Source organism: Glutamicibacter sp. GQ173, from assembly GCF_059759215.1.
In genome coordinates this window covers 443,995-456,293 of sequence record NZ_JCAXDT010000001.1, presented here as the reverse complement: position 1 = coordinate 456,293, position 12,299 = coordinate 443,995, and the positions used below count along the sequence as shown (strand labels likewise).

General features: G+C 58.7%; 12 protein-coding genes. 9 read left to right on the top strand and 3 right to left on the bottom strand.

Going from position 1 to position 12,299, the window contains the following annotated elements; genetic code table 11:
* Nucleotides 1-33 precede the first annotated feature (33 nt).
* Nucleotides 34-756 (bottom strand): TetR/AcrR family transcriptional regulator, encoded by a 723-nt coding sequence (locus AC6CHO_RS02085; RefSeq protein ID WP_444662742.1) that lies wholly within the window; start codon nucleotides 754-756, stop codon nucleotides 34-36.
* A gap of 141 nt (nucleotides 757-897) precedes the next feature.
* Between AC6CHO_RS02085 and ptsP the strand changes: the two genes are divergently transcribed.
* Nucleotides 898-2,577: a phosphoenolpyruvate--protein phosphotransferase gene (gene ptsP, locus AC6CHO_RS02080; RefSeq protein ID WP_498213419.1), complete on the top strand. Its 1,680-nt coding sequence runs from the start codon at nucleotides 898-900 to the stop codon at nucleotides 2,575-2,577.
* A 46-nt stretch (nucleotides 2,578-2,623) separates the two neighbouring features.
* A complete protein-coding gene (locus tag AC6CHO_RS02075; RefSeq protein ID WP_498213417.1) occupies nucleotides 2,624-2,902 on the top strand; it encodes an HPr family phosphocarrier protein in 279 nt (92 codons plus the stop codon).
* A gap of 84 nt (nucleotides 2,903-2,986) precedes the next feature.
* Here the strand turns inward: AC6CHO_RS02075 and glmS are convergent, their stop codons facing one another.
* On the bottom strand, nucleotides 2,987-4,858 hold the full coding sequence (glmS, locus tag AC6CHO_RS02070) for a glutamine--fructose-6-phosphate transaminase (isomerizing) (protein ID WP_146275699.1): 1,872 nt from the start codon (nucleotides 4,856-4,858) through the stop codon (nucleotides 2,987-2,989).
* Nucleotides 4,859-5,026: 168 nt separating this feature from the next.
* Here glmS and coaA point away from each other — a divergent pair, with 168 nt between their 5' ends.
* From coaA to tsaD, 7 genes are all read left to right on the top strand, one after another.
* Entirely contained in the window at nucleotides 5,027-5,986 is a 960-nt protein-coding gene (coaA, locus tag AC6CHO_RS02065; protein ID WP_498213785.1) for a type I pantothenate kinase, read from the top strand.
* 122 nt (nucleotides 5,987-6,108) lie between these two features.
* Nucleotides 6,109-6,507: a large conductance mechanosensitive channel protein MscL gene (gene mscL / locus AC6CHO_RS02060; RefSeq protein ID WP_498213415.1), complete on the top strand. Its 399-nt coding sequence runs from the start codon at nucleotides 6,109-6,111 to the stop codon at nucleotides 6,505-6,507.
* Nucleotides 6,508-6,652: 145 nt separating this feature from the next.
* On the top strand, nucleotides 6,653-7,852 hold the full coding sequence (gene alr, locus AC6CHO_RS02055) for an alanine racemase (protein ID WP_498213414.1): 1,200 nt from the start codon (nucleotides 6,653-6,655) through the stop codon (nucleotides 7,850-7,852).
* Nucleotides 7,845-8,423, top strand: coding sequence for a tRNA (adenosine(37)-N6)-threonylcarbamoyltransferase complex ATPase subunit type 1 TsaE (gene tsaE, locus AC6CHO_RS02050; protein ID WP_498213413.1), 579 nt, complete (start codon nucleotides 7,845-7,847; stop codon nucleotides 8,421-8,423). The genes alr and tsaE overlap by 8 nt, the downstream gene beginning before the upstream one ends.
* Nucleotides 8,416-9,093: a tRNA (adenosine(37)-N6)-threonylcarbamoyltransferase complex dimerization subunit type 1 TsaB gene (tsaB, locus tag AC6CHO_RS02045; protein WP_498213412.1), complete on the top strand. Its 678-nt coding sequence runs from the start codon at nucleotides 8,416-8,418 to the stop codon at nucleotides 9,091-9,093. Before tsaE ends, tsaB begins: the two co-directional genes overlap by 8 nt.
* 2 nt (nucleotides 9,094-9,095) lie before the next feature.
* Nucleotides 9,096-9,569, top strand: coding sequence for a ribosomal protein S18-alanine N-acetyltransferase (gene rimI / locus AC6CHO_RS02040; protein ID WP_498213411.1), 474 nt, complete (start codon nucleotides 9,096-9,098; stop codon nucleotides 9,567-9,569).
* Nucleotides 9,566-10,636: a tRNA (adenosine(37)-N6)-threonylcarbamoyltransferase complex transferase subunit TsaD gene (gene tsaD, locus AC6CHO_RS02035; RefSeq protein WP_498213410.1), complete on the top strand. Its 1,071-nt coding sequence runs from the start codon at nucleotides 9,566-9,568 to the stop codon at nucleotides 10,634-10,636. The genes rimI and tsaD overlap by 4 nt, the downstream gene beginning before the upstream one ends.
* A gap of 352 nt (nucleotides 10,637-10,988) precedes the next feature.
* Here tsaD and AC6CHO_RS02030 read toward each other — a convergent pair whose 3' ends face one another.
* Complete coding sequence (locus tag AC6CHO_RS02030; RefSeq protein WP_498213784.1) at nucleotides 10,989-12,287, bottom strand: MFS transporter; 1,299 nt, start codon at nucleotides 12,285-12,287, stop codon at nucleotides 10,989-10,991.
* Nucleotides 12,288-12,299 lie beyond the last annotated feature (12 nt).

Here is a 12,299-nt window from a genome sequence, read left to right as displayed (position 1 = left end):
CTGGAGATTATGGGTGGTCGTGGGACTTCGAGGCTATCCGGAGGAAGAGATCCTGTGAAGCCATTCCAAAAACAGCTTGAGTTCTGTACTGGATAGCTCGTTGGAGTTCGAAGACTGCAGTGCCGCATTCAAGGCAATAGCGGCAACGACGACGGAGGACTGATTGGTGGGTTCGGAGAACTGGGCGTGCGCTTCGTCATTGAACACGGCCTGGATCATGGAGTCGCGCGTCATCGTGGACAACTCCAGATTTCTCCGGTCCGCTGATTCGGCGATGAGCATCAGGGTGACGCCGACGTTGGCGGCCATGATGCTGCGTGCCGCTTCATGCGGTGGAACTTTCAACTGCCCGGCTATGGCCGCACGGTTAAGCCGTTCGGCCACCAGCTGTTCAGCCTCTGCCACGATTGCCGGGCGGCTCTCGGGGCGGATGTTGCCGAACAACACCAGATAAAGGTGGGTCTTATCAAGGCCAAACTGCACATGGCCATCCCAGAGGCGGCGGATGTCCTCGATTGGATTGGAATCCAAATTGATGGCTCGTTCGCCTTCCAGGTACTCTTCGAAACCTGCGGTGACTACTGCATTGAACAGTCCTTCCTTGTCTCCGAAGTGGTGGTAAAGGGTTGGCGCGGTGACACCAGCGAGTTTGGTGATCTGCCGAGTCGACACCGGCTCGCTGCCTGCATTCGCCAGCAGTTCGGTGGCTGCTAGCAACAGGCGAGTTTTCGGAGGCAACTGGTCATTGGAACTCATAAGCGTTACCCTATCACTTATAGCGCTGTTATATGAATTGAATCACAGCATCGCGCAAACGCCAAGAACTTATCGCGAAACCCGCACCATACCCGCACTGCAGCGGAGATGGGTGCGCCCGCGCCAAGACAAGGAACGACCATGCAAAATTTGAAGGGCGTCGGGGTCAGCCCCGGCCGCATTATCGGAACAATCCGCCACATGCCGCAACCGGTTCAAGAACCGCACGCCGAGCAGCGGCTGTCACCAGATGTCTCAGCCGAGGACGCGATTGCGCAGCTGAAAGCGGCCGCTGGACGCGTGCATGAACAGCTCAAAGACCGGGCCAGTCACGCCCAGGGAGATGCCAAGGCCGTCTTGGAAGCCACCGCCCTCATGGCCAAGGACAGCATGCTGCTCAAGACCGCGGCCAAGAAGATCACCGCCGGCATCTCTGCCGAGCGGGCCATCTGGGACTCAGCCCAGAACGTGGCCACCCAGCTGGGCGCCCTGGGAGGGTATATGGCCGAACGCGCCACCGACGTGCTGGACGTGCGCCAGCGCATCGTCGCCGAGCTGCGCGGCGTCCCGGCCCCGGGCATTCCGCACAGCGACTCCCCGTTCATCCTCGTAGCCCAGGACCTTGCTCCCGCCGACACAGCCACCCTGGATCCCGCGCAGGTGCTGGCCCTGCTGACCTCCGAAGGCGGTCCGCAGTCGCACACCGCGATCATCGCCCGCTCGCTGGGGCTTCCAGCGGTGGTGGCCGCTGCTGGCGCCGAACAGATCCCGGGGGATGCCGAGATCTATGTGGACGGCGCCACCGGAGAGATCCATCTGGAACCGGGGCAGCCCGAGCGCCAGGCCGCAGAACGGTGGCAGGCCTCGGCCCTGCTGCAGAGTTTTGACGGCACCGGCGCCACCGCCGATGGGCACACGGTGCCGCTGCTGGCCAACGTCGGGGGCGCCGATAGCGCCCGCCAAGCCGCTGCCGACGGCGCCGAAGGCGTTGGATTGTTCCGCACGGAATTCTGCTTCCTGGAACGCGATAGCGAGCCCAGCGTGGAGGAACAGGCTGCCGCCTATGCCGGGGTCTTTGATGCCTTTGCCGGCAAGAAGGTCGTGGTCCGCACCCTGGATGCCGGCGCTGATAAGCCGTTGCCTTTCCTGACCGACTCGACAGAGCCGAACCCCGCGCTGGGCGTGCGCGGCTACCGCACGGATTGGAGCAACCCCGGCGTGCTGCAGCGCCAGCTGCAGGCCATCGCCCAGGCCGCTGCCGGGAGCAACGCCGAGGTCTGGGTCATGGCCCCGATGATTTCCACCGTCGAGGATTCCGAGGCCTTTGCCCGGATGTGCGCTGACGCCGGTCTGAGGACTCCCGGGGTGATGATCGAGGTGCCTTCCGCTGCGCTCAACTCCCGGCACGTGCTGCAACCGGTGAAGTTCGCCTCGCTGGGCACCAATGACCTCACCCAGTACGCGATGGCCGCAGACCGGCAGCTTGGCTCTTTGGCCGCGTTGAACACTGGATGGCAGCCTGCCGTTTTGCAGCTGGTCAAGCACGCGGTGGACGGCGCGCAGCTGGCAGGCCATCGCCCGGTCGGCGTGTGCGGGGAGTCCGCAGGCGATCCTTCCATGGCGGTGGTCCTGGTGGGCCTGGGCGTTGCCACCCTGTCCATGAGCGCACGCTCGATTCCCGCGGTCAGCTCGGTGTTGCGCTCGGTCACCCTGGCGCAGGCGCAAGAACTGGCCGAGTTGGCGCTGAACGCGCGTACCGCACAGCAAGCCCAGCAGCAGGTGCGCGCCGGCCTGCCCATTCTCGATCAGCTCGGGCTCTAGCCCTAGAAGCCTGTCACGAACCAACAACCAGAGAAGGAACAACACCATGATTGAACGTACAGCCACCATCGGCAGCAGGGTCGGCTTGCACGCGCGTCCGGCAGCGATCTTCGCCGAGGCCGCCAGCGACTACGACTTTGACATCACCATTGCACGCCAGGGCGAGCCGGCGGAAGACGCGGGCGATGCCAGCAGCATCCTGACCCTGATGGGCCTGGGCGCCGGGCACGGGGAAGTGGTGGTGCTGCGCAGCGAAGATGCCGGCGCGCAAGATGCGTTGGATGCACTGGCGGCAGTCCTGGAAACCGACCACGACGCCAGCTAGTAGTCCTGCCGAGATCTTCTTGAATTAACAGCAAAGAGTCCACACCAAAATGGTGTGGACTCTTTGCGTGGGGCGACGCGTGGATTACTCCACGGTCACCGACTTGGCCAAGTTGCGCGGCTGGTCCACGTCGTAGCCCTTGGCTGAAGCCAGCTCGCAAGCGAACAGCTGCAGCGGAACGGTGGTCAGCAACGGCATCAGCAGGGTTGGGGTCTCTGGCACGTAGAAGACGAACTCCGCGTAGGCGCGGACGTCCTCATCGCCGGACTCCGCGATCACCAGGGTGTTTGCACCGCGGGCGCGAACTTCCTGGATGTTGGAGACAACCTTCGAGTGCAGGGAGTCGCGGCCGCGCGGGGACGGAACCACCACGAAGACCGGCTGGTCCTGCTCGATCAGGGCGATCGGACCGTGCTTGAGCTCGCCGGCGGCGAAGCCTTCTGCATGGATGTAGGCGATTTCCTTGAGCTTCAAGGCGCCTTCCATTGCTACCGGGTAGCCAACGTGGCGGCCCAGGAACAATACCGATGGGGTGTCAGCCATCTTGCGGGCCACCGTCTTGATTTCTTCAGCGCGGTCCAGGATGTCCTGGATCTTGGAAGGGATCTTGCCCAGGTCGGCAAGGATGTCCTTGATCTGGCCGGAGAACAGGTTGCCGCGCAGCTGCGCCAGGTACAGGCCCAGCAGGTAGGTTGCGGTGATCTGTGCCAGGAATGCCTTGGTGGAGGCCACGGCGATTTCCGGACCTGCGTGGGTATACAGCACCGCATCGGATTCACGCGGGATGGTGGACCCGTTGGTGTTGCAGATGGACAGGGTCTTGGCGCCCTGCTCCTTGGCGTAGCGCACAGCCATCAGGGTATCCATGGTCTCGCCGGACTGGGAGATGGACACAATCAGGGTGTTCTCGTCCACGATTGGTTCGCGGTAGCGGAACTCGTGGGAGAGCTCGACCTCAACCGGGATGCGGCACCAGGATTCGATGGCGTACTTTGCTACGGTGCCGGCGTAAGCGCTGGTGCCGCATGCAAGGACCACAATCTTGGTGATCTTCGCCAGCTCTTCGGGAGAGATGCGAAGCTCATCGAGGGTCAAGCGGCCGTTAGCGTCCGAGCGGCCCAGCAGGGTGTCGGCGACAGCGGCAGGCTGGTCGAAGATTTCCTTCTCCATGAAGGAGGCGAAGCCGCCCTTCTCGGCGCTGGCTGCATCCCAGTCAACGGTGAATTCCTTGCCCTCTGCAGGGGTGCCGTTGAAGTCGATGATGGAGTGGCTCTGAGGGGTGATGGTGACGATCTGGTCCTGGCCCAGTTCCACAGCACGACGGGTGAAGTCGATGAAGCCGGAAACATCGGATCCCAGGAAGTTCTCGCCGTCGCCCAAACCGAGGACCAGTGGCGAGTTGCGGCGAGCCGCCACAACAACACCTGGGTGGTCCTGGTGGACGGCCAACAGGGTGAAGGCGCCCTCCAGGCGCTGAACGGCCAACCGCATGGCGCGGGTCAAATCACCTTCGGCTTCGTTGGTGTAGATCTTGCCCAGCAAGGCGGCTGCAACTTCGGTGTCGGTTTCCGAGAGGAAAGCAACGCCTTCGGCGAGCAGCTCGGCCTTGATGCTAGCGAAGTTCTCGATAATTCCGTTGTGGATCATGGCAAGCTTGCCACCATCGGCGAGGTGTGGGTGGGCGTTGCCATCACTTGGCCCACCGTGGGTTGCCCAACGGGTATGTCCAATGCCAGTCATCGACTGGGGCAGTGGAGCTTCAGCAATTTCATTCTCCAAGTTGGCCAGCTTGCCGGCCTTCTTGCGAGAGTGAATCGCGCCATCGGCGACAACAGCGACACCAGCCGAGTCATAGCCGCGGTATTCCAACCGGCGCAAACCTTCAATCAGAACGTCGAGGGCACCGTGGTCGGTGACTCGGCTCGAGGTTCCTGCATATCCAACAATTCCGCACATGGGTAAAATCCTACCGGCTCAATGCCCAACGACGGGAACAATCGTGTTTCACCCCTCAAAAATCGATGTGCAGTGGCTCACCCCGGTGGCGTGCGGGCCACGGCGGACAACGGACGTAAGAACCTGTTAATTGGGATGTGGAGCATATTCTTGGCAGAATTTGACCTCGTGGAACCACACGGAACACTTGAAACACCCATCTCGCCTTTTGTCGACCTTGAGCGCGAGACCTGGGCGCGGCTCTCCGACCAAATGGAACAGCCGTTGAACCTCTCCGACATCGAACGGCTGCGTGGCCTCGGTGATGAACTGGACCTCCAGGAGGTCCGGGACGTTTACCTGCCATTGAGCCGCCTGCTGTATCTCTACGTCGAAGGCGCCGGAGCGACACATCAGGCCACCACTACTTTCCTGGGGGAGCAGACCTCCCGCACGCCATTTGTCATCGGCGTGGCCGGCTCGGTGGCTGTTGGCAAGTCAACAACGGCCCGTGTGCTGCAGGAAATGCTGCGCCGCTGGCCGCAAACACCCGACGTCCAGCTCATCACCACTGACGGTTTCCTGTACCCCAACGCCGAGCTGGAGCGGCGTGGCATCATGCACCGCAAGGGCTTCCCGGAATCCTATGACCGCCGTGCGTTGCTGCGTTTTGTCTCCGCGGTGAAGTCCGGAGTGCCGGAAGTCAGCACCCCGGTGTACTCGCATCTGACCTACGACATCGTTCCGGGGGAGCGCAATGTGGTGCGCAGCCCGCAGGTGCTGATTGTCGAAGGGCTGAACGTTCTGCAGCCTGCGCGGACCCGTCCAGATGGAACCGTGGGCCTGGCGCTGAGCGACTTCTTCGATTTCTCCGTCTATGTCGATGCGCGCACCAATGACATTGAAGAGTGGTACATCAGCCGATTCATGCGATTGCGTTCCGGGGCCTTCGCGGATCCGGCCAGCTACTTCCATCGCTATTCGCAGTTGACCGATGACGAGGCGCGCGAAACAGCTCACGGAATCTGGAAGCGGATCAATGAGCCGAATCTGAAAGAGAATGTGCTGCCGACCCGTGGGCGGGCCCAGCTGGTTCTGAGAAAATCGGCGGATCACTCGGTGCGGCGAATGCTGTTGCGGAAAATCTGATCTGAAGATCAAAATTCACCAGCTCATCGGCAGGGAAACAAAAGCTGAGAGTTTGCCTAACTTATCGATTTCATATGGGAATTTGTGCTTGATCCTGTGATTCGCCTGTGTATGCTCTAAACATGCTTAAAGGTTTCCGCGATTTTATTATGAAGGGCAACGTTGTCGATCTGGCCGTTGCTGTTGTGATCGGTGCTGCCTTCGGCGCCGTTATTACCGCCCTTGTGGACAATGTGCTGATGCCATTGATCGCCGCATTGGTAGGCTCCCCGAACTTCGACAGCTTCCTGCTGCTGAACATCAATGGGGTTGACATCAAGTTCGGCGTCTTCTTGACCGCACTGGTCAACTTCCTGCTCATCGCCGCAGCTGTCTACTTCGCTCTGGTTATGCCTATGCAGAAGCTGAACAACCACCTCGCTGCTCGCCGCGCCGCCGGCGAAGAAGAGCCAGAGGAAGAAGTCGATCCCCAGCTGGAACTGCTGGCTCAGATCCGCGACGAATTGAAGAGCCTGCGCTAGACGCACAAGCCAACCGTCTCCCAAGGGGCGGGCCGAAGCATCGCATGATGCTTCGGCCCGCCCCTTCTAGCGTTAAAACGCAGATGTGCTCAACCGCGCAGGTCGCAACACAGCAACGGCAAAAGAAAAGTGGGAAGATGATTAGGTGAACTCTGAAGCACTTGAAGTAAGCAACGTGACAACCAGTACCAGCAGTGCACAGGCCAGCGGATTTGAACGGCGCGCAGTGATAGATCTGTCCGCCATCCGCAACAACGTCAAGCAGATCTCCGACTTGGTGGCCCCCGCTGCAGTCATGGCCGTCGTCAAAGCAGACGCCTACGGCCACGGTGCTATCCCAGTGGCCAAAGCGGCAGTGGAGGGCGGTGCCAGCTGGCTCGGCTGCGCACATGTCACCGAAGCCCTGGCTCTTCGCGAGGCCGGAATCCAAACCCCTATGCTTGCCTGGTTGCATACCGCAGACACCCCATTCGAGGCTGCCGTTGATGCCAGCCTTGACCTTGGAGTATCCGGATGGGAACTAGAACGGGTAGCTGCCGCGGCGCGCTCGGTACAGACTCCGGCCCGCATTCATCTGAAAATTGATACCGGGCTGGGACGCAACGGATCCACTATGGATGACTTCCCGGATTTGCTCAACCGCGCCAGCGTCTTCCAGGAAGAAGGGCTGCTGCGCGTCGTTGGACTGTTCTCCCACCTTGCCGTGGCAGATGAGCCAGAACGGCCGGAAACCGATGAGCAGCTGGAAGTGTTCAGCAAGGCCATTGAGCTGGTGGAAGCGGCAGGCTTCGATTTGGAAGTCCGCCATATTGCCAACACCCCAGCCATCCTCTCCCGCCCTGATGCGCACCATGACATGGTTCGCCTCGGCCTGGGCCTCTATGGACTGAGCCCATTCGAAAATGATTCGCCGGATAGTTTCGGGCTGCGCCCAGCCATGAAGCTGGTCACCCGAGTGGCCAACGTCAAGAAGGTGCATGCCGGGCAAGGTGTTTCCTATGGACTGAACTACAAGACCGAAGGCGAAACCTTCCTGGGCTTGATTCCTATGGGCTACGCGGATGGTCTGCCACGCATTGGCACCGGAGCACCGGTGACGGTGAAAGGACGCAGCTATCCGGTACGGGGTCGCATTGCCATGGACCAGTGCGTCATCGACCTTGGCCCAGAGATCTCCCCGGAAGACTACTTGGGCGCAGAGGCAATCATCTTTGGCGCAGGAGGCCAATCAGTGAATACCTGGGCCCATGCTGCCAACACCATCAACTACGAAGTGGTGACGCGAATTTCGCCACGAGTGCCGCGCCATTACGTGGAGGGCAGCTGGGGTGAAGCCGGTGAATGAAGCGATTAAAGAATTTAACTGCCAGCTCACTGACCTTGCGCAGACCGAAGCCTTAGGCGAAGCGCTAGGCAAGCATCTAAAAGCTGGAGATCTTGTGATCCTCACTGGCGCATTAGGCGCCGGCAAGACAACGCTGACTCAATCACTGGGTGTCGGACTGAATGTCCGTGAAGGAATCATCTCGCCAACCTTCGTTCTGGCACGCCAGCACCCGTCGTTGGCTGATGGTCCTACCTTGATTCACGTAGATGCCTACCGTCTGAAAGATCAGAATGACGTAGACACTCTCGACCTTGAATCCACTTTGGCTGAATCGGTCACTGTCGTGGAGTGGGGCCTGGGCAAGGTGGAACATCTTACGGATTCGCGTCTGGAAATCACTCTGGACCGCGAGGTCAACGTCGTAGCCGTAGAGAATCCATGGGAAGAATCCGAAGAAGAATTGGATGAGCCCAGGGAGTTCGCTCTCAAAGCCATCGGACCACGCTGGGACTCGGAAAACTTCGCCCAGCTGAAAGACAACCTGCGCTCTGCTATCAATGCACAGCGCACCGGAGAGAAGCATGCCTAACTATCTGTCCATCGACACCTCGGCGCACGCCTCTGTTGCACTGGTCGAGTCCACGACTGGTTCAGTTATCGCCCAGAAGACGTCGCCCAAGGGCAATGACCAAACAGAAACCTTGGCCTCCTACGTGCGTGATCTGCTGGACGAAAACAGCGAAGAAGGCCAAAATCTGGCCGGCATCTTTGTTGGCATTGGCCCAGGTCCCTTCACGGGGCTTCGCGTTGGCCTTGTTGCTTCACGTACTTTCAGCTTCGTCTGGAACATCCCGGTATATGGCGTGATGTCCCTCCACGCGCTCGCCGAACGAGTACTTGCAACGGATAGCGTTCCGGCAGAATTTATCGTTGCCTCTGACGCACGCCGCAAAGAAGTGTACTGGGCTCGCTACGACCAAACCGGTCAGATCGTTGACGGTCCGCATGTAGCGGCGGCATCAACGCTGCCAGCGCTACCTGTTTTCGGCGTTGGTGCAGGGATCTATGCCGAGCAGCTTCGAGAAGCTGGAGCGCACCCGCAAGAACAGTCCTTTGACTGGATTGCGGACGCTGAGAATTTGGCACAACGAGGCATGCGCGACCTGGCCGCAGGAAAAGACCTGGCCGACACAGGGCCGCAGTATTTGCGAGAGTCAGACGCCCAAGTGCCTGCCTTCATGAAGCAGGCTAAAGTATGAACGTGATTCTTCGTGAGATGACCGTCAGTGATATCCCTGTGGTCCACCAGCTTGAGACTGAACTGTTCCCAGAAGATGCCTGGCCACTGGCTGCCTTCGAATCCGAACTGGCACAAAGCGAAACTCGCAATTACTGGGTGTATGAAAGCGACGGCAAGGTTTTTGGCTATGCCGGTCTGTGCACTGTCTTGCCGATCAGCGATGTTCAGACTATTGCCATCAGCCCTGGATTCCAGGGGCAGGGGCTGGGGCGCAAGCTGCTGAAGCTTCTTGTTGAAACGGCCAAAGAACGCAACGCGTTGGATGTCATGCTGGAAGTCCGGTTTGATAATCCAACGGCAATTGGACTGTATGAATCAATGGGATTTGTAACCATTCATCGCCGCGTGGGCTACTACAAGGGCGGCGTTGACGCATTGATCATGAGACTGCAATTGGATGCCCTGCAGGGACAAGAGGAAGAGCACAAAGCATGAGCACCACCGAACCTATAGTTCTAGGCATTGAATCTTCATGCGATGAAACTGGTGTGGGCATTGTGCGCGGTAACCGCCTCTTGGCCAACGCAGTTTCTAGCTCCATGGATGAGCACGTACGCTTTGGCGGAGTGATTCCCGAGATTGCTGCGCGTGCACACCTCGAAGCATTTGTTCCCACTTTGCAGTCTGCATTGGACACCGCTGAGTTAACTCTCGACGACATTGACGCCATTGCCGTGACCAGCGGACCCGGGCTAGCTGGCGCACTGATGGTGGGAGTCTCGGCCGCTAAGGCATTGGCTCTGGCAACCGGCAAGCCACTATACGGAATCAACCACCTCGTGGCTCACGTTGGTGTTGGAGTGCTTGAAGGAACAGTGCTGCCACCGACCTTCGGCGCATTGCTGGTATCGGGTGGTCATACTGAAATCTTGAAGGTCACGTCGCTGACCAACGACGTGCAATTGCTGGGTTCCACCATCGATGATGCAGCCGGTGAAGCGTACGACAAGACTGCTCGCCTGCTAGGTCTGGGTTACCCGGGTGGACCTGCCATCGATAAGGCAGCCAAAGATGGAGACCGCAAGGCTTTCCGCTTCCCACGAGGACTGACCCTGCCTAAGTTTGTGGGTAGCGAAGAGAATCCTGGCAAGCACCGCCATAACTTCTCATTCTCCGGATTGAAGACCGCAGTTGCTCGCTGCGTAGAGCATTTCGAAGCCAACGGGGAAGAAATTCCAGTGGCAGACATCGCAGCATCTTTCCAGGAAGCCGTTGTTGACGTGATCACGTCCAAGGCTGTCCGGGCAATGCAAGAGCATGGTCTGAAGACGGTGCTTCTTGGCGGGGGAGTAGCGGCAAATACTCGACTGCGCGAGTTGCTCGCGGCTCGGTGCGCATCAGCGGGTATTGCCTTGGTGGTTCCACCTTTCAGCTTGTGCACCGACAATGGTGGAATGGTTGCGGCTCTCGGCGCGCAGTTAGTGGCTGATGGAGTTGCTCCATCGGGGCTGGACTTCGCGACAGACTCGTCTCAGCCAGTGACGAACATTGTTCTGAACTAGATTCATATTTTTATCTTCGAACGACTCGTCGTCCAACAAACGGATCAAGATATTTTCGATTGCCATGAGATGTACGCTCTGGTGAGTCATCGGGATAATTGTTGGTTACAACGCTAATGGCACGGCATCAATTGATGCCGTGCCATTAGTGTTTCTACTTCTCGCCGCGATTACCGTCAGATGTGCCCGCTAGGCACTTACCTAACTGCGTTCGTTAAGAAAAACGGGACTCACTGCCGACCCCGCCTTGGTACCTGGACTAGTAGGTCGTTGCCAAGGGAGTAAGGGCGGGCAACCATCACTCTTGATGGGTGCCAGCCCTTGTTGCAGCAGTTGTCCTTAGCTAGTTGAGCTATGCGTCAACCTTAGCTTTTGAGTGCCGCAAAAATGGATCACCATCAACCTGTTGATCGTCTTTCTTTAGGGCAAAGAATCCGTACACGCCAGCAAACAGAACCACGACCGAGATCGTGATGAAGGTCTGCTGGTATCCCATGCGGTCATGAAGGGCACCGAGGGGAGTGGACAGAATGACGTTGCCGATCTGTGCCGACACCTGGAACCCAACCATGTACAGGGTTGCCGACAAAGCGGGGTTGAAGTGCAGGGTGAAGTAACGGAAAACGGGCAAGATGAACAGCGGGGTCTCGATGGCGTGCAGCATCTTGATTGCCGAAACCCAGATTGGATCATCAACCAGGGCGCATCCGAGAATGCGGATGAACATGATTGAAACACCCAGGAGCAATGAAGTGCGAACGCCAACGCGGCGCATGACGAGGGGCACGATGCCTAACATGGCGGCTTCCAGGAAGACCTGAACCGAGTTCAGAATGCCGTAGACCCGCTGGCCAATCTCCGGAGTTTCAAAGAGCCCGGTGTAGAAATCAGGGAACATCTGCTGATCAAAGACAGTGTAGAAAGTCCAGGACAGCATCACAAAGAGAATGATCAGCCAGAGGCTCGGCAACCGGAAGAGCCTGAGCATATCGCGAATCGTCGGAGTTGAAGCAGGAGACAAGATTCCCTCAACTGCAGTCTTTTTGATCACGGGCGGTTCACCAGTGCGGGAGAAGACCAGCAACAAGAGGTGGACCAAGCCCAATGCGGAACCAATCCAGAAGTTCAGTGCTGGATTGATAGTGAAAAGGAAGCCAGCGGCCAGCGCGACGACGGCGTAGCCGAAGGATCCCCACATGCGGGCCTGCCCGTATTCAAAGTTGAATCGACGGCTGAAGCGTTCGGTCAAGGCTTCAAATAGGCCAACACCTGCAAGGAATCCAATCGACAGCACGATGGCACCCAAAATAACGCCAGTCATGAAGTGCGATTGCAGCAGAGGCTGATAAACCCAAGTACAGAACGGACCCACCAGCGCGGTCACTGAAGCCAAAATGACGGCCAGATGCTTTCTAATGCCTAGGCGGTCCTGAATGGCTCCGTAGGCAAACATCAAAACCAGTGTTGCCAGAGAATTCACCGAGTAGACGGTACCCACTTGGGCGCCATTCAAAGCCAGTCCAGCTGATTCGCTCGTGAGCCAAATCTGGAAGAAGGACCACCAGATGCCCCACGATGCGAAGAATAAGAGCATCGAGAATGAGCTTTGGCGGTAAGTGGGATTTTTCAGAGTTGTTGTAAAGCCAGCCATCATTGTCCTGGA